16 protein-coding genes are annotated in these 25,154 nt (G+C 39.0%); 14 read left to right on the top strand and 2 right to left on the bottom strand.

Annotated features, from left to right (window positions below; all coding sequences use genetic code 11):
• Positions 1–47: 47 nt before the first annotated feature.
• The gene (locus H8700_RS01070; protein WP_022141423.1) at positions 48–635 is read right to left on the bottom strand and encodes a hypothetical protein; all 588 of its coding nucleotides are present in this window, start codon (positions 633–635) and stop codon (positions 48–50) included.
• A 186-nt stretch (positions 636–821) separates the two neighbouring features.
• Here H8700_RS01070 and H8700_RS01065 point away from each other — a divergent pair, with 186 nt between their 5' ends.
• From H8700_RS01065 to H8700_RS01015, 11 genes are all read left to right on the top strand, one after another.
• Positions 822–4,130 (top strand): DUF6240 domain-containing protein, encoded by a 3,309-nt coding sequence (locus H8700_RS01065; protein ID WP_249302358.1) that lies wholly within the window; start codon positions 822–824, stop codon positions 4,128–4,130.
• Positions 4,131–4,194: 64 nt separating this feature from the next.
• Positions 4,195–5,571 (top strand): flagellin N-terminal helical domain-containing protein, encoded by a 1,377-nt coding sequence (locus tag H8700_RS01060; RefSeq protein WP_249302356.1) that lies wholly within the window; start codon positions 4,195–4,197, stop codon positions 5,569–5,571.
• A 288-nt stretch (positions 5,572–5,859) separates the two neighbouring features.
• A complete protein-coding gene (locus H8700_RS01055) occupies positions 5,860–6,339 on the top strand; it encodes a flagellar export chaperone FliS (RefSeq protein ID WP_249302354.1) in 480 nt (159 codons plus the stop codon).
• 112 nt (positions 6,340–6,451) lie between these two features.
• A complete protein-coding gene (gene malQ, locus H8700_RS01050) occupies positions 6,452–7,936 on the top strand; it encodes a 4-alpha-glucanotransferase (RefSeq protein ID WP_249302352.1) in 1,485 nt (494 codons plus the stop codon).
• Between the two features lie 436 nt (positions 7,937–8,372).
• Positions 8,373–10,373 carry a threonine--tRNA ligase gene (gene thrS / locus H8700_RS01045; RefSeq protein WP_249302350.1) on the top strand — a complete coding sequence of 667 codons (2,001 nt, stop codon included), beginning with the start codon at positions 8,373–8,375 and terminating at the stop codon, positions 10,371–10,373.
• 145 nt (positions 10,374–10,518) lie between these two features.
• Positions 10,519–11,583, top strand: a complete 1,065-nt coding sequence (locus H8700_RS01040) for a transglutaminase-like domain-containing protein (protein ID WP_249302348.1) — start codon at positions 10,519–10,521, stop codon at positions 11,581–11,583.
• 222 nt (positions 11,584–11,805) lie between these two features.
• On the top strand, positions 11,806–12,150 hold the full coding sequence (locus H8700_RS01035; protein ID WP_249302346.1) for a phenylpyruvate tautomerase MIF-related protein: 345 nt from the start codon (positions 11,806–11,808) through the stop codon (positions 12,148–12,150).
• A 23-nt stretch (positions 12,151–12,173) separates the two neighbouring features.
• A complete protein-coding gene (locus H8700_RS01030; protein ID WP_249302344.1) occupies positions 12,174–13,139 on the top strand; it encodes a glycosyltransferase family 2 protein in 966 nt (321 codons plus the stop codon).
• A gap of 24 nt (positions 13,140–13,163) precedes the next feature.
• Positions 13,164–14,759 carry a ligand-binding sensor domain-containing protein gene (locus H8700_RS01025; protein WP_249302342.1) on the top strand — a complete coding sequence of 532 codons (1,596 nt, stop codon included), beginning with the start codon at positions 13,164–13,166 and terminating at the stop codon, positions 14,757–14,759.
• Positions 14,760–14,889: 130 nt separating this feature from the next.
• Positions 14,890–15,615, top strand: a complete 726-nt coding sequence (locus tag H8700_RS01020) for a DUF6063 family protein (protein ID WP_249302341.1) — start codon at positions 14,890–14,892, stop codon at positions 15,613–15,615.
• Complete coding sequence (locus H8700_RS01015) at positions 15,608–20,020, top strand: coiled-coil domain-containing protein (RefSeq protein WP_249302340.1); 4,413 nt, start codon at positions 15,608–15,610, stop codon at positions 20,018–20,020. Before H8700_RS01020 ends, H8700_RS01015 begins: the two co-directional genes overlap by 8 nt.
• Positions 20,021–20,155: 135 nt before the next feature.
• Here the strand turns inward: H8700_RS01015 and H8700_RS01010 are convergent, their stop codons facing one another.
• Positions 20,156–21,661, bottom strand: a complete 1,506-nt coding sequence (locus H8700_RS01010; RefSeq protein WP_249302339.1) for a hypothetical protein — start codon at positions 21,659–21,661, stop codon at positions 20,156–20,158.
• Positions 21,662–22,079: 418 nt separating this feature from the next.
• Between H8700_RS01010 and H8700_RS01005 the strand changes: the two genes are divergently transcribed.
• From H8700_RS01005 to H8700_RS00995, 3 genes are all read left to right on the top strand, one after another.
• The gene (locus H8700_RS01005; RefSeq protein ID WP_249302338.1) at positions 22,080–23,456 is read left to right on the top strand and encodes a flagellar assembly protein A; all 1,377 of its coding nucleotides are present in this window, start codon (positions 22,080–22,082) and stop codon (positions 23,454–23,456) included.
• A 74-nt stretch (positions 23,457–23,530) separates the two neighbouring features.
• A complete protein-coding gene (locus H8700_RS01000) occupies positions 23,531–23,704 on the top strand; it encodes a hypothetical protein (protein WP_022141409.1) in 174 nt (57 codons plus the stop codon).
• The gene (locus tag H8700_RS00995; protein WP_249302337.1) at positions 23,701–25,137 is read left to right on the top strand and encodes a tetratricopeptide repeat protein; all 1,437 of its coding nucleotides are present in this window, start codon (positions 23,701–23,703) and stop codon (positions 25,135–25,137) included. The genes H8700_RS01000 and H8700_RS00995 overlap by 4 nt, the downstream gene beginning before the upstream one ends.
• Positions 25,138–25,154: the final 17 nt, after the last annotated feature.

Raw genomic sequence — 25,154 nt, 5'->3', positions numbered from 1 at the left:
AAACCTTACTCAAATATAGAAAAATACTGTAATTACAGTAGTAATGATTAATCTGTGATCTCAATTACTGCTTTTTTGATAACTTCACCGGTAAAGGCATTGGTCAGACCGGTTAAAAGGATCTTGCTGATTGTTCCTGCCGGTTTGCTGTTTTGTGTGCGGATATGCCAGTCGACATCGAAAGCATCTCCGACCGAAACATTTTGAAAGCCGAGGATCGGTGCATCGTTTGTGATATTGTATAAATTTACGAAATAAGCGATGATCTGGTTTAAGAGTTCGACATCTTCTAAGCTGCCCGCAAGAGCTGCCTGCCGTGCATATTCCCATAATGCATCAATATTAGCCGGCTGTACGCCACAGGCTAAAAATGCTTCAAAGTTTTTGCCTTTGAAGATGCCGCTAAGTTCTTCCTTACTTTGATCTGTCAGATGCTGATAAAGATAAAAAGCATGTGTCTGTTTTTGAAAAATAGCTTTAAATTGAAGATATTTGCTACGATATTCATCCCTGCTTTTTTCTGCCTTTTGCAATGCTTCTTTTACAGTAAGAAGCTCTTGTTGCAAAACATCAGACGGGGCAGGTGTCTTATCTGCAGGAACAGATATATTTTCCTGAAATAAATCATTCGTCATAAGTATTAAGTACCCCCATACGTTTTTATGTATATTTGACCATGGAATATAAAATTATTATAACGTATTCTAAAATACTATGTAAAGATGAAAGTAGAAAAGATACTGTAAATTGTTAAGTCTTTTTTGCGGTATGTCGAAATATACAATAGAAAATGTGTAAAACCAGACAGATAAGAGGTAGCCATGGAAATTCAGAATATATCAGTTTACAGGAAACAGGAAAAGGAAGAAAACGGAACATTTGGGCAGCAGAATTTCCTTTCCATCGGTAAAAAAGGACAGATCTTACAGGGAACACTGACAAGTGTCACAGATCGTATTACGATTCAGATCAATGGTGTTGAGATTGCGGTTGGAAAGAATGCGGTCAAAGAACCAAAAGAGGGACAGGTGCGTGATTTTCAGATCACAGATGTGTCAAAAGACAGTATTACCTTAAAAGACATGAGCAATGTGACAGACACAAGTTCGGTTCGGGCAATGAAGCGTACGAGTGTTTCTAACAGTACAAAGAGTTTTGCCGATACCCTTTCCGACAGTCAGAAGACAGCACAGGATAAGACACAAAAAAGTGAAAGCCTTGCCATCTTAAACGGAGAAGATTATCGGGAAGTAGAAGAGTCAGAGGGTTCTTTTGAAAAGACGAATCAGGAATGTATCGAAAGAGCCGTAGAACGCATTAAAGAGCAGAAAGAATGGAAAGCAGACCGTTTACAGGATTATAAAGAGCAAAGACAGGAAGTAGAAGAAAGCCGCAAAAAGATGCAGGCAGAAGGATTTGCAAGCCAGAAGACAGAAGCACAGGTCCGCAATGCTTTAGAAGATGCAGGCATTCCAACGACAGAGAATAATATGGCAAAAGTCATGACCGCAATGGGCATGAGCAGGGAAGCACTTTCCATTGATGACAGTACGAAAGCGTATATTGTCGGTCAGGATCTTTCTCCTACGATTGAAAACCTGTATCAGGGTAAATATTTTGGGAATAACCGGTCCGTATCCGGCGAAACACAGGAACAGGAATTTACAGCATATCAGGATCAGATTGAAAAGATCCTTGCAGATTCCGGTCATACATCGCAGACAGATTATGAGAATGCAAAATGGCTTTTTGCCAATGAATTTCCGATCAATCAGAATTCACTGGATAAATTGAGCATATTAGAAGATATTCAGGCAAATATGACACCGCAGAATGTGCTGACACAGATTATTTATGCGATGCTTTCCGGAGCACAGCCCAAAGATGCCGTTATGGATGACAGCCAATTTACGGCAGCGGTATCGGTTGTTAATGCTTTTAATGATGTGACAGATGAAGCATTGATAAAGACAGCTGATTATGTGTTAAAAAATGCACAGACAGAGTGGGAACAGTTACAGAATGGTATGGTACAGCAGACAGGAGGCAGTGTTGAAATAGAAGTGAATCTCGAACTGCTTTTGAAGATGCAGCCGGAAACTGCAGATGCAGCGAAAGAGATCGCGATCCCTACGGTATATGCCAATGGAATGACACAGGAAGAAATGATGCAGGTAACGTTGAAACGACAGCTTGCCGAGATCCAGCAAAAGCTTACGGTATCTTCTGTTCTGACAATGGAGCAGAAAGGAATTTCCATTGATACGGCTTCACTGGAAAATATCATACAAAGTCTGCGTGAAATGGAAAAAGCATATTATAACAGTCAGGTATCTTCGGATCAGAATGTATCGGATACCGATGGCTCTCTGGAACTTTTGCAAGAAACATTAGCAAAGACAGACGATATTGCGAATGCTCATGCAGCGGTGCTTGGAAGCAGTGTCAGAAAGCAGCTTCTTTTAACAGTCAACGAATTGCATGCAGCGACAGGGAGCAAAGTGCTTCAGAAAACAGAGTGGCTTGGAACTTATGAAACGGTCAGCACGCAGGTACGTCCTGATCTTGGTGATTCGATCCAAAAAGCTTTTGGAAACATTTCTTCCATCTTACAGGATCTTGGACTGGAAGATACAAAGACAAATGAACGTGCTGTTCGTATTCTTGGTTATAACAGCATGGAGATCACAAAGGAAAACATCGATGAAGTTAAAATTTTGGATCAGAAAGTAAATCATCTTCTCGAACAATGTAGGCCGACAACCGTGTTATCTTTGATCCGTGAAGGAAAGAATCCGCTCGATATGCCGATTGATGAATTGAACCGGGAATTAGAACGGATCAATGAAGAAAACGGTGTGACAAAAGAAGAAAAATATTCCCGATTTATCTGGCAATTAGAGAAAAAGGGAGAGATCACACAGGAAGAACGAAGCGGTTATATCGGCATGTACCGTTTGCTGAACCAATTACAATCTATGGATGGCGCACAGATCGGAGCTGTTCTTGAAACGGGTTCGGATGTGACGCTTGGCAGTCTTTTGACACAAGGCAGGATCAAGAAGGGAAATGGCATTGATCAGGTGATCGATGAGGAACATGGATTTACAGATGTAAATAAGACGAAGGAAAGTATCAGTGACCAGATTGATAAAGGTGTTCAGGCAGCATATTATCAAACGATGATACAGGAAATGGTACAGGATATCTCACCGGACATTTTGCAGGAAATGACAGATGGAGAAATGGAAGCATTTCTTGGTACATCTGTTGAGCAAATGTGGGAACAGACCAAACAGAATAACCATGGTAATGACAGCAAAAAAGAATATTTTGAAGAGCAGGCACAGGAGATCCGTGAGGTTTTTGCAGATAGTGAGCAAGTGCAGGAATACGTTTCGAATCTGAATGTGGAAAATACGATTGAGAATATCATTGCAGCAGACAATGTTTTAGAAAACGGATATTCGGTTTACCGCGAAGCAGATAAGAGAAAGAACATTCTTGACAAAGAGAAGCAGGAAGAGTTCGATGATACTGTGGATTCCTTTACAGAGCATATGGATTCCGAAGAAGTTTTGGACGCGCAATGCCAAAAAGCAGAAAAAATTATAGAAGAAGTCCTTGCGAAATCATACGAACAGTCCGATATAACAATTGAGGACTTAAAACAGTTAAAGCAGTTAAGTCGTGGGATGCACTTTATCGGTGCGATCCGTCAGGAAAAAAGTTATGATATTCCGATCCGTACAGAGGATGGAATTACATCTTTAAATCTAACAATAATCCGTGGAGCCAAGGAATCAGGGAAGATTCAGATATCTATGGAAGATGAGGTATTTGGTGACATATCAATCGAATTTAAAGTATCACAGGATACGGTGCAGGGATTGATATTATGTGATCAGAGACAGGGCTTTGAAATGCTGAAAGATCAAAGAGAAGCTTTAGAAAATAATCTGATACAGGCAGGATACCAAGTCAGGGACATTTCTTATGGAATGGATTTCAAGTCAAGAAATGAGATGCTAAAAGAAAAAATAACACAGGGACAGGCAGATACAGGAAGCTTATATCGTGTATCAAAGATACTTGTCCGTTCTGTTGTGACAGCGATGAAAACAAAATGATCTCTCGGAAGTTTCTGAACGAAAAATTTCGAGAGTACATCAAAGTGACAGGGAGGAAAATTTCATGAGAATCAACCATAATATTTCAGCACAATGGGCAAATACAAACTTAAAGCGTGCAGACCGCAGAATGAGTTCGGCATTACAAAGTTTAAGTTCCGGTTATAAGATCAACAAGGCAGCAGATGATTCTGTTGGTCTGGCAATTTCCAATAAAATGCGTGCGCAGATCCGTTCTTTGGATCAGGCATCACGTAATGCAGATGATGGTGAGTCAATCATCCAGACAGTAGACGGATCGTTAGCAGAGATCCAAAAGGTAGTACAGAGACTTCGTGAATTAAGTGTACAGGCAGCCAGTGATACATATGTTATTGATGATAGAGATTCGATGCAAAAAGAAATGAACTCTTTAATGGATGAGATTGATCGTATTGCCAGCACAACAGAGTTTAACGGAAAAGGTCTGCTTGACGGATCTTCTTCTAGAGCGACAACATCAACGAACTATATCTTTAGTGTAGCCAGCGTATCAGAGCAGGTTAAGGCAGCTGATTATGATATTGAACTGACCGGACAGGCATCAAATGCAACTGCATCGATTGAATATACGATTCCTGCTGATGGTAAATCTACAATTGAGATCAATGGAGTTTCAATCGAGATTGAATCAACCGATACCTCTGATGATGTAAAAGAAAAGGTTTTGGCAGTTTGTAACAAGATGGAGATTGATGTGTCGACAGGTAATGCTGCCAATTCATTTAATCTGGCAACCAAGGCTGCAGGTTCGTTGCAGTCGATCACATACAGATCATTTAATGATACGGAAACGCAGGTGACACGCGGTACGGATGCACAGGTAAAACTGACAGACCGGAATGGTAATATTTTGACTGACGGTATTGCTTATCATGGTAATGGTGAGTTGGTTACGATTTCGGATAATTCCGGTTTCGAGATGAAAGTGCGTATCAATCCGGCAGGTGCAGTAGGTCAGACCAGCGAATTACATGTTTATGATGGCGGTTCCATGCAATTACAGATCGGTGCAAATGAACATCAGGATATCAGGATTGATTTTCCTGAACTTTCCTGTCTTACACTTGGCTTAAGAGAAGCAGATGGAGATAACATGGCAAATGTATGCTCACAGCAGGGAGCATCCAACGCAATTACAGTATTTAGTGATGCAAGTGCACAGATATCTGCATATCGTTCCCGCCTGGGGGCATATGAGAATCGTTTGGAGACAACCGTATCCAGCCTGGATGTCAGCAGTGAGAATATGACAGATTCGATGTCAAGAATTCTGGATACCGATATGGCAGTTGCAATGACAGAATATACACAGTCATCGGTATTGTCACAGGCAGCTACTTCTATGCTTGCTCAGGCAAATAACCGTCCACAGCAGATCATGAGTCTGTTACAGGGTTGATCATTATAGGAAAGAACGGGCAATAGCCACTGTGGTAGGAGCATCATTTACTGCATAAAAAGAGGCAGGTGCTTTGTAAAGTGGAAATGTGCGTTGGAAACAGAAGTGTCAAAAGAGGATATCATTTCTCTTTTGGCACTTTGCTATATCAGAGAATGCCCGGAGTTTTCGGAATGTTTGTCGGCAGCAGGCAATAGGATAGACATAAGATGTTTTGCATAGAATGTACTCTCAAAAATTTTCGTATAGAAGATCTGAGAGTATATTGAAATGGAAAAGAGGATTGATATGACACAGACACAGAAAAAAGAATATACAGCAAGAGTCGCACAGGCGAATCGGAGCGAATTAGTAGTTATTATTTATGAATTGTTTTTTATTGCGATGGATGAAGCAGAGCAGGCATTCAAGAAAGGAAAACTTGAAGAGGGTGTCAAAGAGATCAAGAGAGCAGAAGGCTTTTTGCAGGAATTGATGGGAAGCTTAGATAAACGTTATGAGGTTGCTCAGAACCTGATGAATCTGTATCGCTATGTTTATGAACAGTTGATCTTTTCGGCGATCCGAAGAAAAATGGTTCATGCAGATACAGTGCGTGAAGTAATGGGAAAATTAAAGGATGCATTTATCGAAGTCGCAAAAGAAGACGATTCGGCACCGGTTATGGAAAATACACAACAGCTTTATGCAGGATTAACATATGGAAAAGGTGCATTAAATGAAGTGTTGCTTTCAGATGATGCAGATAACCGAGGTTACAGGATCTGATCATTGTTAAAATCATAAAAGGAATCAGACAGCAGTACAATGAGGATAGGATGCGATATAAAAAATAAGCAGTATAAAGGAGTTGTCTGACAGGATAGAAGAAAGGAGATATATGAAAGACAGAGCAGCGGGAGTGTTACTGGCGATCAGTAGTTTACCTTCTAAATATGGAATTGGTACGTTAGGAAAAGAAGCGTATCATTTTGTAGATCAGTTAGCAAAAGCAAACCAGCGGTACTGGCAGGTACTTCCGGTAGGACCGACCAGTTACGGAGACAGTCCGTACCAGTCTTTTTCGGCATTTGCGGGAAATCCGTATTTTATTGATCTTGAGATGTTAGAAGAAGAAGGACTTTTAAAAAAAGAGGATATGGAAGCATATGACTGGGGTGACTCCTTAGCATATGTGGATTATGAAAAAATATATAACAATCGTTTCTCGGTGTTAAAAAAGGCATACAAAGCAAGTTCTTTTCAGAAAGAAAAGGAATATCGCAAATTTGTCAAAGAAAATACCTACTGGCTGGAAGATTACAGCTTATATATGGCACTCAAATTTTATTTTGGCGGTATAGAATGGGATCAATGGGAAGATGAGATCCGTATGCACAAAAAATCTGCGGTAGCACATTATACGAAACTGTTACAGAGTGAGATTGGCTTTTGGAAATTCTGTCAGTATAAGTTTTATTCCCAGTGGAAAAAGCTTAAAAAATATGCAAATAAAAAAGACATTAAGATCATTGGAGACATTCCTCTTTATATGGCGCTTGACAGTGCGGATGTCTGGGCACATGGAGAGCTTTTTGAACTAGACGAGCGAAAGAAGCCGATTCATGTAGCCGGAGTGCCCCCGGACTGCTTTAGCGAAGATGGACAGTTGTGGGGCAATCCCATCTATAACTGGAAGAAAATGGAACACACAGGTTTTGCATGGTGGTATCAGAGAATGCGTTCGAATGCGAATCTGTACGATGTGATCCGCATTGATCATTTTATTGGAATTGTAAATTACTGGTCGATCCCGGCAGACAGCCGGACTGCAATCAATGGTAAATGGAAAAAAGGACCGGGCAAAAAGCTGACCAAAGTGATCAAAAAAGCAACGAAAGGAGCTTCGATCATTGCCGAAGATCTTGGTGTTGTCGGGGAAAATGTCAGAGCATTGATCCAAAAGACCGGATGGCCGGGTATGAAAATCCTTCTTTTTGCATTTGATGATGAAAATGGAGCAAATGAATATCTGCCACATAATTATGCATCTGAGAATTGCATTGTATATGGCGGTACGCATGACAATGATACGATTGTCGGATATTATAAAGAAAAAAGCGACGAAGAGATCAAGTTTGTAAAGCAATATCTTGGGATCAGTAAGAAAGAAGATCTTCCGAGAGCAATGATCCGCTGCGGTTATGCCAGTATTGCAAAAACGGCAGTTTTCCAGATGCAGGATATCCTAGCATTAGACAACAGTGCAAGGATGAACTGCCCGTCAACGGTTGGTACCAACTGGAAATGGAGAATGTTACCAAATCAGTTTACGGCGGATCATATACGTTTTTTAAAGAAAATGTGCCGTTTGTATAATCGTTGAGAAAACGCTTGTATAATCGTTGAGAAAACGCTTGACAAAGAAAAATATCTGCTATAAGATAACTACAATGCGTTGATGAGAAGAGTAGATTATATGCGTGGCTTTAGAGAGAGATGCAGTCAGAACATGGCTTGCTGTGAGCATCTTAGCACAAAATAATTGAAGACTACCTCGGAGTGGCTCCAATCCAGCCCGGAAGACACCGTTATCGTCTGTGAAGTTGCGATGATGCAGAAAAAAGCTGTTTTCATCGAATAAGGGTGGAACCGCGAAGAGTATTCGTCCCTTCTGGCAAGTTTTGTCAGAAGGGACTTTTTTCATGGAATGGGAAAATGCTCGTATAGTGGTGGTGCATCAGTAGGAATTGTTATAGCAATTCTGAAAACGTAAAATATTGACGTTACATTTTGTCTTAACAGAAATGGAGGAAAAAAAGATGAAGATTACGTTAAAAGATGGCTCTTTTAAAGAGTATGATCAGGCTATGGCAGCGATTGACATAGCAAAAGACATTAGTGAAGGACTTGCAAGAGTTGCCTGTGTGGCAGAAGTAGATGGCAATGTAGTTGACTTACGAACTATTATTGATAAAGACTGTACCTTAAATATTTTGACATTTGATTCTGAGGAAGGAAAGAAAGCATATCGCCATACCTGTGCTCATGTGCTTGCCCAGGCGGTTAAGAATTTATATCCTGATGCAAAGCTTACGATCGGACCTGCGATCGACAATGGTTACTATTATGATTTTGATATGGAAAGCTTAGATCGTGCTGCTTTGGATGCGATCGAAAAAGAGATGAAAAAGATCATCAAGAAAGGCGATAAATTAGAGCGTTTCGAGTTATCCAAAGAAGAAGCGATCGAATTAATGACAAAGCGTGATGAACCATATAAAGTAGAAATGATCAAAGAACATCCTGATACTGACACATTGACATTCTACCAGCAGGGCGATTTTATTGAGTTCTGTGCGGGACCACATCTGATGTCAACTAAGACGATCAAAGCATTTAAGCTGACATCTTCTTCCGGTGCATACTGGAGAGGCGATGAAAAGAACAAGATGCTGACCCGAATCTATGGTACTGCATTTAATAAAAAAGCAGATCTGGATGCTTACTTAGAACATTTAGAAGAGATCAAAAAGAGAGATCATAACAAACTCGGCCGTGAGATGGAGCTTTTCACAACAGTGGATGTAATTGGTCAGGGACTTCCTTTGATCATGCCAAAGGGTGTGAAGATCATTCAGAAAATGCAACGCTGGATTGAAGATTTAGAGGATAACGAATGGGGCTATGTCCGTACCAAAACACCTTTGATGGCAAAATCAGATCTGTACAAGATCTCAGATCACTGGGGACATTACAAAGACGGTATGTTCATTCTTGGTGAAGACGATGAAGATGAAAACGGAAACAGCGTATCAGGAAAAGATATCTTTGCTCTTCGTCCTATGACATGTCCGTTCCAGTATTATGTATATAAAGCCAGCCAGAAATCATATCGTGATCTTCCATATCGTATGGGTGAGACATCTACGCTATTCCGTAATGAAGATTCCGGTGAAATGCATGGTCTGACCCGTGTTCGTCAGTTTACGATTTCAGAAGGTCATCTGATCTGTATGCCGGAACAGATTGACGAAGAATTTAAAAACTGTGTTAAACTTGCAAAATATTGCTTAGAGACATTAGGATTAGAAGAAGATGTAACATACCGTATGTCAAAATGGGATCCTGAAAGTCCGGATAAATATCTTGGCGGTGCCGAGGAATGGGATCGTGTCGAAGGTGCAATGCGTGAGATTTTAGATGAGATCGGTCTGGAATATACAGAAGAAGCCGGAGAAGCAGCTTTCTACGGTCCTAAGCTCGATATTCAGGCAAAGAACGTATATGGTAAAGAAGATACAATGATCACGATCCAGCTTGATATGTTCCTTGCAGAGCGTTTTGATATGTATTATATTGACCAGAATGGTGATAAGAAACGTCCTTATATCATTCATAGAACATCCATCGGCTGTTATGAGCGTACCCTTGCATGGCTGATCGAAAAATATGCCGGAAAGTTCCCTACATGGTTATGTCCCGAACAGGTACGTGTCCTTCCTATTTCTGAAAAATATGCAGAATATGGTCAGAAAGTATTGGATGAATTAAAGAAAAACGGTATTGATGCAACAATGGATAACCGTTCTGAAAAGATCGGCTATAAGATCCGTGAGGCACGTCTGGATAAACTTCCTTATATGCTTGTAGTAGGTGCAAAAGAGGAAGAAGAAGGCAAAGTGTCTGTCAGAAGCCGTTTTGCCGGTGACGAAGGCCAGAAAGCTCTTTCTGTATTTATCAACGATATCTGTGAAGAGATCCGTACAAAGAGAATCCGTCCGATCGAAGTAACAGAAGAAGAGAACACCAAAAAGAAATAATCCATCCGAGTGATGATGACGTTAAAAGACTGCTGCTTTGCATGAAACGGTAAAGTGGCAGTTTTTCTTCTCTTTGGATTGCAAAGGAAAATCCGATTTAGTATAATTAGAAGAATAGAAGAAGTAAGCGGAAAGGGGAAAAGGTATGCCACAGCAAACAGTGTCCGGTGTACACAGTATCAAGAGTGGAAGCCATGCGATACTTGGTATGAATATCGGTATGAGTATCGGTATGCTATATGCATTCTGGGCAGATTTTAATAATCTGGGTAAATTTATCAGCTATCTCTTTTTGGGATTGCTTGTAGGCTTTTGTATTGGTAGTTTTATCAGAAGAAAGATATCCAATGCATCGATTGAATTTTTAGAGGAGATGAAGCCAGAGACTGATCAGATCAAAAATTATCTGATGGAAACGATTCATATCGATCATTCAGATCCTGCGATCATAGAAAAGACAAAAGAAGTGATCGCTCCTATTGATGAAGCATTACAAAAGAATTACAGCGAATATCTGGATGGAATCTCGCTTTTTCAGGAACAATATGCCCAAATGGTCATGATGACAGAAAAAGAGCTTGCCAATCTGCGTAAAGAATGGGAAAAAGAACATGCCGATATAATGCCAAAGACGAAAAAAGAATGCGAGAAATACTGGGAGCATGTAGAGACCGGTTTTCAGCAATGGCAAAAAGATGCGGCAAAAGCTGTTTTTACATTTGTCAGGGATGAGATTTCTCATTCGTTTGATATCGGAGCAGACGTTGTTACCGTAAAAGCGTCAGAGGTCTTAAAAGAAAAAACAGGTATCTGTCATGCAAAAGCCAATCTGTTGGCAGCAATGCTTCGAAGTATAGGAATTCCATGTGGAATCTGCTTTGAATATCTTCATTTTTCAAGAAGAGAGAATGCGTATTGTTTGCATGCGTTCAATGCGATCTATCTGGATATGGAATGGATCTTTGTCGATGCCCGTGGCAACAAAGATGGTGTTGATGCACAGTTTGAAGCAGAAGGAGAGCCTAAGCTTGCTTTTTTGCCTGATGAAAAGAGAGGCGAATATTTTGTCAACGGAATCTTTGTCGCACCGCATGAAGAGACCATGCAATGCTTAGAAGAAAGTAATACGATCGAGGAAGTGATGGATACATTACCATATGGTGATGGCAGTCTTGCAGAAAGAATGCAACCACATTATGAAGAAGTTTAAAAGGTAAAAAGTATAGCACAATATGGATATACAAAAGACAGAGAATGTAAAAAGTATAACAGGATGTTAATTCTAAAAAAATATATTTTTAGAATCGTTTTAATGAAAAATTTTGAGAAGGATTTTTGATATACAAAAATGGAAGCAGTCTGTCGAAAATTCAGTCGAAAGAATTTGTTTCGAGAAGATTTCAAGAGTATATAGAAAAAGGAGGACTATAATATGCCATTTATTAATTCAAAAGTAACCGTAAAGATGTCACCGGAAACAAAAGAAAGAGTAAAAAGCCGTTTAGGAGAAGCAATCGCGATCATTCCCGGCAAATCGGAAAGCTGGCTGATGGTCGGTTTTGAAGATGGATATGATCTGTATTTTAAAGGAAACCGGGACAAGGAAACCGCTTTTGTAGAAGTCAAGATCTTTGGCTCGGCAAGTGCAGATGTCTATGATCGGATGACAGGTGCGATCTGTAAGATCTTTGAAGAAGAATTACAAATTCCGGCAGACCGTATTTATGTTAAATATGAAGAAGTAGCCAACTGGGGCTGGAACGGAAATAACTTTTAATAAAGCAGAGGATGGAAAAAGCATTGGATAAGATACAGATATTAATGTCAACGTATAATGGGGAAAGATATTTAAAGGAGCAGCTTGATTCGATCCTAGAGCAGGATTGCAAAGATAAAGGGATCGAATGCACATTGCTTGTTCGTGATGATGGTTCAAAAGACGGAACGCAAAAGATATTAGAAGAGTATGCCAAGAAGTATTCTACACAGATAGAATGGTATCAGGGTGAAAACAAAGGTGTGATACAAAGCTTTTTTGAATTGTTGCAAAGAGCAGACGATACGGCATCTTATTATGCGTTCGCCGATCAGGATGATTTCTGGATGCCTGACAAGATATCTTCCGGTATCAGCAGCATTCAGAAGTTAGAGCAAAAAGAAGACAGCAGACCTTATCTGTATTGCTGTAAACCAATGCCGGTCAATGAGAAGTTAGAAGAACTGGACTCCCAGATCAAGCGGCCTGTGATGCGTACAGGGTTTGGCAATGCATTGATCGAAAATATTGTAACCGGCTGTACAGCTGTCTTTAATCGGACACTGCGTCAGATGGCTATAAAAGAATTGCCGGAGTATACCTTTATGCATGACTGGTGGCTGTATCTGATCGCAACCTGCTATGGCAGTGTCGTTTATGATGAGACACCACATATCAAATACCGTCAGCATGGAGATAATGCTGTGGGTAACAATGTCAGTTTGTTGCATGAATTCTGGGACAGACTGCGTCTTTTTCAGAAGAAAAAGCATAATGCAAGCCGTCAGGTTACAGAATTTTTGCGTATCTTTGATACAGACAGTTTCGACATGATAAAAGAAGGACAAACGGCTCGTGTGGCAGAGCATTTGGCGCTGGCCAGAGAAATGGTACAGGCACGAAAGCATTTTATGAAACGAATCCGTCTGCTTAGAAAACATAAAATATACCGCCAGAGAAAAGGAGATCATAGAGTGTTTATGCTTTTCCTTCTTATTGGTATGTATTGATCCTACAGGAGAAGAAAAAGAGAAATGGAATATGATTTTTTGCAGCAATTTGCCAAAAGAATGAACAGCGTCGGAATGTATGCGATGCTTATGAAAAACAGTTGGCAGAAAACAACATGGAAAACATTTGATATTGAGTCTGTGGAAGAGCAGCTTAATATCATTTTTTCTGTATTACTCTATATGATGGAGCAGTCGTTAGAAGAAGAAATCTGTACAATAGATGATATTGCCGCTTATCTGGATGATATATGCAATCATTTTTTCAGAAAGCGGTATTCTTTTGAACAAAGCAATGCATTGGCAGATTTTATTGTAAACGTTGTCTTATCGGATGAAGGCCGGGCAATGTATTTTCCGTGTTTTGATTTTGAGAAAAAAGAGTATATCGATACGTATATCAGTTATATCGAAAACAGAGTTGTTTATCTGGAAGATCAGACCAAAAGAACCTCATATAAGCTGACCGATCAGGGGTATAACTTAATCCTTTCTACATTAGAAATGGAAGGAAATATGAAGCTTAGTGTGCATGAGATGATCTTTCGGATGCATCTGGAACGTTCTACTTATGACCGGGCATTAGAAGAGATCAAACATATCTTTAATCTGTTACAGATCCGCCTTCAAAAGAACGAGGAAGCATTAAACAGGATACGACGCAACGCCTTGGAATATTCGGTAGCGGAATATCAGAAATTATTGGAAGAAAACTTGGAAACGATCGAACATACACAGGATGAATTTGAAGGATTTGCAAAGCTGGTTCGCAAGCGCACACTGGAGTTAGAACAGGCAAATATCAATGTAAAAGTATTAGGAAAAGAAGATGCCAAAAAGCTTTCCGATCTACAAAAGATCGAACGATATTTGCAAGATGCATTGGCAAAACACCAAAAGATCCTCGGAATGCATTTTGACTTAAAAGAATTATATACCAGGGAATTAGAACAGTTGTCACAGATGGCTATGATCAAACGTTTTTCTCTGCGCAAAGAACTTTTTGACAAAGTGATCGAGCATCCGGGAAGGCTTACCAATCTCGAATATTTTCTTCGTCCGCTTTTTATGCAGGATCCTAAGAAGATCTATAACTTAAACCGCTGTCTCGAACCGCAAAAAGCGATCCGAAAAGAAAAGGAAGAAGAGACACAGGAATTGATCGAATTCGATGCAAAAGAGTTTGAAGCCGAGAAAGAACGAAAAGCAAGAAAACGTCTGCAAAAGTATAAAGAAAGCCTGCAAATGATGCTGGAACTTGCATATATAAAAAAGACAATTACCTTAAAAGAGATTGCCGGTCGGGAAGCTGCTATTCAGAAAAAGATTGTTTGTGAGGTCGGTATTTTTAAAGAAATCATGGTAGAACTGATCCGAAACAAAGAAATCGACCTTGTTGCACTACAGCAGGAGAAAAAGGAAAGTTTTGATGACAATTCTTTGCAATTTCATTTACAGGAAATGATTTATGAGATTATAAAAGAACAGGGCTGGAGTGCTACAGACATTATAGTCGAAAGAATGGAACCACAGGAAACAGTTACTTTTGAAAATGTACCGGATCGGGAGAATGCTCTTACTACGATACGCTGCTCGAATGTAAGTATTACGATAGCATAACTTTAACAGACATTAAAAAATGTTTTGTGTAAAGCAATATCGCAACCTGAATGAACGGAAAATGGAAAGAGAAAAAACTTTGTATTTGTGATTTACCGTTTACAACTTGAGAAAGGAATGCAAAAATTTTATGGCATATGAAATGGAAGAGATACAGCAGAGTCAGGAAATCTTTTATCTGTTGTTAAAAGAGCATGAGATCAAAGAAGAAAATGAGAAAGAACTTTTTCGTGTCTATACACAAAATAATCATGTGATGAATCTTGTAAAAAGTCAGGCGACGGCAGCCGAAAGTCAGGTGGAACGTTATGGAGATGTGATCTATCTGATCCCTAAAGAAGAAAATGAATATTTAGGATTTACAAAACAGGAATTAAAAGCACAGCTTTGTCGTTCGAATGCAACAGACAAAGATTATTACCTGTCTCAATTTGTGATCTTAGTGCTGTTGACGGAATTTTATGATGGTCAGGGAAGCAGCAGTAAATCAAGAGAATATATGAAAGTCGGAGAACTTTTGAATCTTGTGTCGGATTATTTAGTCGAAGCCGGAGAAAATATGGAACCGGAGGAAGAAGAAAAGACAGGACTTGCTTTCATTAATATGTTAGAAGCTTATAGCGCATTACGAAGTGATGAGCATGGTTCTAAAGCACGTACCACAAAAGAAGGCTTTGTTTATCATGTTCTGCAATTTTTACAAAAGCAGGGACTGATCCATTATGTAGAACGTGATGAAATGATCATGACAACGAAAAAGTTAGACCGTTTTATGGACTGGAATCTTTTGAACCAGAACCATTATGACCGGGTACAAAAAGTGCTTGCGGTATGGAAGGAGGATGACAATGAGTAAGATCAATGCAATTCGTCTGATCAATCTGAATTATAACAATGATTCGATCCGGATTGCCGATGAGACATTTCGGATGAATGGAGAAAATACGTTGTTATCTTTACGTAATGGTGGCGGGAAAACGGTTCTGGTACAGATGATGACAGCTCCTTTTGTACATAAAAGATATCGTGATACAAAAGATCGTCCGTTTGAAAGTTACTTTCAGACTAATAAACCGACATTCATTCTCGTAGAATGGGAACTGGATGCAAAAGAAGGCTATGTCCTGACCGGCATGATGGTCCGAAAGAACCAAAATGTGTCGAAATTACAAAATCCGGAGAAATTAGAGATCATCCAGTTTATCAGCTATTACAGGGAAAATTGTGAGCGTGATCTGTATCATTTCCCGGTCATTGACAAAAAAGAAGATCATATGACGTTAAAAGGTTTTGTGCAATGTAAGAAGCTTTTTGAAAATTATAAGAAAGAATTTCCAACAGAGTTTTTTGTCTATGATATGAGCCAGCCGGCACGCGCAAGACAATACTTTGATCAACTTCATCAATATGGAATTCATTATAAAGAGTGGGAAGGGATCATTAAGAAGATTAATCTCAAAGAATCAGGTCTTTCCGAACTTTTTGCCGATTGTAAGGAAGAAAAAGGATTGGTGGAAAAGTGGTTCTTAGATGCGATTGAAAATAAATTAAACAAAGAGACTAACCGCGTGCGGGAATTTCAGACTTTGATGATGAAATATATTCGTCAATACCGTGAAAACCAGACAAAGATTGAACGTTTAGAAAATGTATCTTCGTTTCAAAAAGAGGCATCTGCCTTACAGCAGGATGCAAAAGAATATCTTTCGATGACAAAAAGTCGTTATGACAAAGAGGACAGACTGACTGCATTTTACCGGGAATTAGTCTGTCTTTGTCAGAAAGTACAGGAACAGGAAAAGCAGACTTTCTCACAGATGGATGCTCTGAAAGAACGTTCGACACAGGTATTGTATGAGCAGATCTCATATGATATCTATCGACAGCAGGACCTTCTTTTGGATCATGAAAGACAAAAAGAAGCATTGCAAAAAGAGCAGGAGCAGCTTTTTACAGAGCAAAGAAAAGTACAAAAAGAAAAAGCAATATCCGATGCCTATGAGCTGTTCAAAGAACAAAAAGATGCCAGAGAAGATATCAAAACATTTTCGAGTCATTTGGAATTTTCAAACAAAGACAGGACACAAAAAGATGCCGAAAGAGAGCGTCTGGGTGCCATTCTGGCTGCGCAATATCTTGCATTGGCACAGAAAAAAGAAACAGAGTTAGAACAGCAGAAAAAGGAATATTCTACGGATGTAGAAAAAGAAAAAGAGCTTACTCATATGACAGAGGAAGCCAAGAAAGAACAACAAAGCATACAGCTTGAAATCGCAAAATGCAACGAAGCGATCCGGTCTTTTGATACAGCAGAAGAGCAATTTGCAAAGCAATATGATAAAGCTTTGGTTCGAAATATCTTAGGAGAATATTCAGAGCAGGCAGTTCGTCAGATGCAGGAAGAAATTGCACAAAAAAAGCAGGATAAGAAGCAAAAACGCTTACTTGTATTGCAACAAAAGAACCAGACTGAAGAAGCATTTTATCATACAAGCCGTGCGTTAGAAGATCTGCGCAGCAGACAGTTAGATCTTTTTAAGCAGATAGAAAGAGCGGCTGCAAAAAGAGAAGATATCGAGCAGGAATATCAAAGCCGGGCAGATATTTTGCAACATTTAGAATTATCGGAATCTGCTTTTTATGATACCGGTCTTTTGTTAGATGAAATTCAAAAAAAGATTGATAAAACAGCTGCTGTCAAAAGAAACTTAGAACGTGAAAAGGAAGTCTTGTTACAGGGAAAAGAAAACTTGAAAACAGGTGTGACAACAACGCTTTCACAGGAATTTGTTTCTTTTTTAGAACAACAGGAGATCCCGGTTGTTTATGCAGCACAATGGATCGAACAAAACATTTCGGACAGTAAAAAGAAAAAAGAATTATTTGCACAAAATCCTTTTCTGCCTTATGCACTTTTGATGAAGAAAGAAGAAGTACAAAAGCTTGCTTTGGCAGGAGAAAAAAGAATGCTTGCCTTTCCACTGCCGATCGTGGAGTGGGAGAAGTTAGAACAGTATCGTTTCTCTACACAAAAAGGGCTGACTACGATAGATTCTATTCATTTTTATACCTTTTTTGAAGATGTCATACTTACCAAAGAAGAGAGAGAAGAAAAAGAAAAAAGTTATGACAAAAGGATCAAAAAAATACAGGAAAAGTGGACGATTCGCAATGAAGAATATGAAAAATATCTTGCACAAAAAGATATGATCGGCAAACAGACATTAGAGGCAGACAGCTTAAAACGGGTGCAAAAAGAGTGGCAGCAATTAAAAAAGAAAGAAGAGGCTTTACAGGGAGAAGAGCATTTATTGAATAAGAAGAGCAATACTCTTTTTGAAGAACAAAAAGCAAAGCAGGAAGAACTGTTAGAAACACAAAAAGAATTGCAATTAGCGATGCAACAGGAAGAGGCATTACAAGAATGGCTTGCTGCCTATAAAAGTTATCAAAAGCAGCGAGAGAAAAAAGATACTTTGTCAGAACGTCTGAATCTGTCATCACAGCAAAACAGCGAGCAGCAAAAAGAACTGCTTTCTTTACGGGAGCAATGCAAAGAAGAAGAGCAGGCGATTTTTTTACAGGAGCTTTCGCTTGAAAAATTGCAGAAAGAAAAAGAGAAATATTCTTCTTATCAAAATGATAAAGAGACAGAAGAAGTCACACTTCTTTCAGAGGATGTATTAGCAGAATGCAAAGCCGGTTTTGAAGCATTAGGAATGGATTCACATCAGGAAAAAGCAATGTTAGAAGAACAGCTTGCAAAGGCAAAGATTCGTTTGGAAAGACATAGTAAAGCATTAGAGAAGCTTTTAAAGAAACATCATCTGACCAAGGAAGAAGTACAGGAAAACTATCGTCCTTCTTTTGTAAAAAAGATGGAGGCAAAGCAGGAAGATCTTTCTAAGAAAGAAAATGTATTAGTACAAAATTTACAGACAGAAGTCGCACAGATTGCGGTTGCAAAGTCACGTATCAGTGATTTGAAAGAGAAACTTCATCTGAAATGTAATCAGACAGAACCATTGCCGAAAGAAAAGGTAGGAAGCAGTAATTTTGAACAGAGAAAAGAAGAAAACCGGCAGGAATATATCCTGCTAGACCGGAAGAAAGAGGAATTGCAAAGAAGAAGGCTTTCTTACGAAAACAGTATACAATCACTTGCTGATTTTAAAGAAAAAAAGATGCGTCAGGAATGCACCTTCAAAGAAGATTTCCTGACCATGGAAATCAGACAGACAGAAGATTTTCGAAGTGCATTGTGGAAAGAGTATATGCAGAGTATGAAAAAGGAGCAGGAATCACGTGATCAGATTACAAAGCAGCTTCATCTTCTGCTTTGTACCAAAGAATTCATGGATGATTTTTTTGCAAAACCATTGCATGCATTGAGTAGTCTGACTTTGGATGCATCTGCTTTCTTGCGACAGCTTGAAATGATCATAGAGTCTTATGAAAGCCTGTCGGAAAAGTTAAAGATCGATATTGCAATGATTCAGAAAGAACGCGAACATTTAGCAGGACTTTTATTGGAATATGTAAAAAATATTCATCAAAACCTTGGAAAGATCGATCGTAATTCAACGATCACGATTCATGGCAAAGAAATCAAAATGTTAAAGATCCATTTGCCGGATTGGAAACAGAATGAAGAAGCTTATCGGATCAATCTCGAGGATCTGATGACTATCGTAACACAAAAAGGACTTGCGTTATTAGACAAAAACGAAAACTTAGAAGAAATGACAGGAGTTTATATCAACACAAACAATCTGTATGATACGGTCGTCGGTACCGGAAATGTTGAGATTCTCCTTTACAAGATTGAAGAGCAGAAAGAATACCAGATCAGCTGGTCTGATGTTGCGAAAAATTCGGGTGGAGAAGGTTTCCTGTCGGCATTTATCATTTTAAGCAGTCTGTTACAGTATATGCGATGGGATGATACCGACCTTTTTGCAAACCGCAATGAAGGAAAGGTGTTAGTTATGGATAATCCGTTTGCACAGACGAATGCCAAACATCTGTTAAAACCTTTGATGGATATGGCAAAGAAAACCAATACGCAATTGATCTGCTTGTCCGGTCTTGGCGGTGATTCAATCTACAGCTGTTTTGATAATATTTATGTATTGAATCTGGTAACAGCCAATTTTGGGAAAAGCATGCAATATCTGAAAGGGGATCATATGCGTGGAGCAGAACCAAGCACAATGATCGCATCAAGGATTCAGGTAGAGCAACAAAGTTTATTGTTCTGATGTGGAATGGCAGAACGTATAAAAAGAAAACAGACAGGTCTTATCGATTTAATGATAGGATCTGTCTGTTTTGATTTTTCTTTTACGGAATGATTAAAAAATTTCTATCGGAAAAACTCTGCTTTGTGATCATTTCTATAAAGAAGAAAGCTTTGTTGCCACAACACGGTCTACCGGATATTTGCAAGAAGAATACATGCTTCCTGAATAGATTGTATATAAGTAACTTCCATAGACACATACATTTTCTGCTTTTGGCGGAAGGGTTAAAGTTTTTAACTTGCTTCCCTTTAGGATCTGATTGGATTTATTTGGTGCATTCAGATCCGGTTTGAATTTATACAGTTTAGAAATGTAGTTAGTCTTTGAAGAGTTTGTTGCGTAGCTGACAGTCATATACATATAGCCGTTTTTGTCAAAAGCCACACCGGTTGTACGGGATGGGATTGCCATGGTATATTTGCTTGTCAGATAACATAAGTTGTTCTGGGTAACAATGCTGTAACCATACATTTTGCTTGAAGCTGTATTGTTTGTCGCACCGATCCAAAGTGTATTATTATAATATGTCATGATATTGACTTTTGTCTGAACCGCAAAGTAGCGCGTATAAGCGTTTAATGTAGAATAGCTGCCACCGCTTGTAACTGCTTTTGTGATGGCAGAGAATGGGAAGTATGCGACTTTGTCTCCTTTTGAGATCCAGATATTCTTACCATCATATGCCATGCAGCTTACATTCGCTTTATTTGGAAGAACTAATGTTGTGATATAAGAATGTGAAGCTCGATTCAGAATATAGATGACCGATTCATCTTTTTTGGTAGAATCGTATGCAGATACTAACATATATCCACCTGCCTGGCAGATTGCTTTTGGAATCATTGTCTTAGAAGCAAAACCTGCGACATTCGTATTTTTTAATCCGGGGATCGCAAAAGATTTTGAATAAGTCATATAAGAAGACAATGCTTTGTATTTTTTATAAGCAGCAGATTTTTTGAATTTTGTCTTATTAGCATATTTTTTTGCACCTTTTGAAGTAGAAGATACGGATACGGTTTTTGCGGATAAAACTTTTGTAAATGCACTTTCTGTTGTATATCCGTTATTTGTTACATAAGATGTCATTTTAAAATAATATGTCTGTTTCTGGTTCAGTCCTGTTTTTACATATTTTACAGTACTGTTTCCGGAAATCTTCTTTGCTAAGGTATAGGTTCCGTTTGGAGAAGTGCTGTAATAAATGTTATATCCGGATACGCCGTTAATCTTGTTCCAATATAATTTTACGCGTTTTGAACCGCCACGGATCGCACTGACAACCGGAGTAGTCGGAGTGGTCAGTAAAGGACTTGCACTAGGTGTTGCACTCGGAGTAATGCTTGGAGATGCACTAGGTATAGAGCTGGATGATGTACCGGGTGTTGTTGATGGCGAAACAGACGGAGATGCACTGATCGCCGGAGTGGTTGCCGCAATTGCCGGTAATGTTGCCGGTGATGCTTTCAAAACAATATTAGCACCGGTAGCCGGTGTAATATCTGCTGCTTTTACATTTGGTACGGAAGAACTTCCGGCAGCAGAAAGAAAAAGTGTGCCGGCTAAAAGCCAGGCAAGTGTTTTAGTTTGATATTTCATATGTAATCCTCATTTCTGCACACATTATTGGTAGACGATCTGTACATTGTGTGCTTTGACACAGATGCGTTATTTCTATTGAAAAGAATAGAAATACAAATATTTTTGAAAGATCATAGAAAGCAGATACGATATCTTTTAGGAATCAGATAGGAAAAGTACATTTTTCAATGGTTTGTTTTGGCAAAACAGCTTTTCAATCAAGTACCTGCTTTCCAGATGATATTTGGAGTGTAAAAAGAAATTATGTCAATTTTTTAGCAGAAAAAGTACAAAAATAGTACAGTTTGCTGTTGTCCTTGCATTATAGAAGAATCTTATATATAATGATGATATAGTGGCGAGAGGTTTATGGTCGTTTCTTAGAGGGGCTTTTTTGGGATGTGTTGATGCTTATGATATGGAAGGGGTGAGGCATATGAATACAATACAGACACAAAGCATAGTAAATGGAATTGAACTTGTGTTTTCAGACGACAACACGGAAGTTTATGTCACAATAAAAAATCCTACCATGTCATTTTCAAAAGAAAAAGTATTGAAATATCTAAAAGATATCGGTGTTACAACAGGTATTGATTATGCTGAGATTGATAAAATGCTTGCGGAAAAAGATGCCACAAAAAGATATAAAGTTGCACAAAGTAAAAAGCCTGTGGATGGAAAAGACGGCTGGTTTGAATTTCTTTTTGACACAGATGTATCAACGAAACCAAAGATTTTAAAGGATGGATCGGTTGACTATTCGGAATATGGTAATGTTCCTTTTGTAGACGAAGGAGAAAAGATTGCCATTTACCATCCGGCAGTTCAGGGTGAAGATGGTCTTAGTTTTTCTAATGAGATCATTGTTGCCAAAAAAGGAAAAGATCTTGCCCGTTTAAAGGGAAAAGGATTTTATGCAGAGGGCAACGAATACTTTGCTAAGACACAGGGAAGGGTGACTTACAAAGATGAAAGACTGCTTGTAGAAAATGAGCTGCTGATTGATGGTGATGTGTCACTTGCTACCGGAGATATTAACTTTTCAGGAAATATCCATATTCGCGGTAATGTGCTGACAGGTGTTGTTGTTGCCTCGGCAAAAGGAGATGTCATTGTTGACGGTTATGTGGAAGCCTGCCAGATTTATGCAGGCGGATCTGTTGTTATGAAAAACGGTATGCAGGGAAATGGCAAAGGAAAGATTATTGCCGGGGGCTCTGTATCGGGAAAGTTTTTTGAAAGAGTGACGATCGAATCCGGTATGGATGTACATGCGAATGCGATCATGAATAGTGATATAACGGCAGTACAGGATATTGTCGTATCCGGCAAATTTGGTATTATCATTGGCGGATGCATAAGAACGCAGCGTCAGGTTACGGCAACGATCATTGGCAATATGTCAGAAGTAAAAACCATTTTGCAGGTCGGAAGTGATGTTGATCTGTATGCAACTTTGTTAGCAAATGAAAAAGACCAAAAAGATCTGAAAAAGGAATATGATAAGATCAATGCAGTTATGAAAAAAGTTGATGAAGCATTACAGGCAGGTGAGAACCGGCAGTTAGAGATGCAAAAAAGAAAGCTTTTACGTGGAAAAATAGAAAAAGAAACACAATTGACAGAAAATCTTAAAAAGAATAAGAAGATCATGGATCAGATTGCGAGATGTTCGCAGGCAAAGATCAAAGTGCAAAAAGCGTTATATCCGGGAACCAGCATTATGATGAATGGTGTAAAAGCGGTTATTTCCGATGAGGCGTATGATGCAGTGATCACTGTGAAAGGAAATGTGATCGAGATCAGTTAATTTCTAAGATAGAGATGCCGCATGTCGAACATTGCGATTAAAAACAGTTGAGGATTTTATGGAGGTAGAGTAAGATGGATTTTGAGGCAGAATTAGCAAAATTTCAGCCAAGTTTGGATATTGAACAGGCAGAGGATGCCATTTATGGAAACAGTACGACAGATGTAACGGACCTGGTTCAGAGCATTTTGTCAGAAGCAAAGAAAAAAGAGAAAAATAAATCAGTAGAGTGGGTGGAGGAATCATGAACTGTCCAAGATGTAATGCAAAAGTAGCATTTATGAAAGACCGATGTGATAATTGCGGACAGGATTTAAAAACCTACCGCAAAGTTATCAGTTTATCTAATATTTATTATAACAAAGGATTAGAACAGGCAAAGGTAAGAGATTTATCCGGTGCGATCCGATCCTTAAAACAGAGCCTGGAGTTTAACAAACTGAATACAAATGCGAGAAACCTGCTTGGTTTGATCTATTTTGAAGAAGGAGAGATCGTATCTGCTTTAAGTGAGTGGGTGATCAGCAAGAATTTTCAGGAAAAGAATAATGATGCCGATCAATATATGAATGCTATACAGTCAACACCAAACAAGTTAGACTCGTATAACCAGACGATCAAAAAGTATAATTCTGCATTATATTCCGCACAGCATGGAGACGGTGATATGGCGATCATTCAGTTAAAGAAGGTTGTCAGCCTGAATCCTAAGTTCGTGCGTGCACATCAGCTGCTGGCTCTTTTGTATATGATGAGTGGAAAGAAAGATCAGCGTATTCGGGCAAAACGTCTTTTGACCGCTATTCAAAAGGTGGATGTGACGAATACTACAACGATCCGTTACCTGGAGGAACTTTCCGATGTTCATTTGAAAGGTGAGCCGATCGTTAAGAAAGCAGAAGAGAAACCGGAGCCGAGAAAGACGCTTCCAAGGGTAGACGTAGATGCATATAAGACGATCACACCATATAAAGAAGAAAAGCCTTCCGTACTTCCGTTTATTAATGTGATCGTTGGTGTCGTGATCGGTATCGCTTTAATGGGATTTCTGATCATACCGCATATTCAGGCAAAGAAGACGAATCAGGCAAATTCGGAATTCAACAAATACAGCGAAGAAAAAGCAACAAACAGCAGTAATGTTTCTACTATAAAGAATGAAAAGAAACAGCTGGAAAAAGAGTTAGAGACATTAAAGAAAGAGAATGACGAGCTAAAAGGCGGAGACTCCGGAACAAACTTAAAGGATTCTTATGAAGCGTTAGCTTTGGCAATTCGCTATTTCTATGATAAGAAAGACTATCTGAAAACAGCACAGAGCCTCAAGAAAGTCAATGTAGACAGTGTTGAGAACGCATCCCTTAAGAAGTTGTATAACACGATGAAGGACGACACATATAAGCAGGCATCCACAAAACTTTTTGAACAGGGACGTGATGCTTATAATGGACAGGGGGAATATGTAGGCAAGAAAGATTATGATAAAGCTATTGAAATCTTAACGCAGGCATTAGAGTATGATGATACCAATGTGGATGCAATGTATTTCTTAGGACGCTGTTACCAGCAAAAATCAGATGAGGATAAAGCAAAAGAATATTACAATAAGATTATTAATGATTATTCTACTTCCGCACGAGCCGGCGAAGCAAAAAGACGGTTACGTGAATTAGGAGAGTAAAAGAAAAAGGACAGACT

Origin of the sequence: Jutongia hominis (assembly GCF_014384965.1) — a bacterium.
Classification (GTDB): Bacteria; Bacillota; Clostridia; order Lachnospirales; family Lachnospiraceae; genus Butyribacter; species Butyribacter hominis.
Note: the sequence above shows the minus strand (reverse complement) of the source record. Positions and strands in the feature narration are given on the sequence as shown.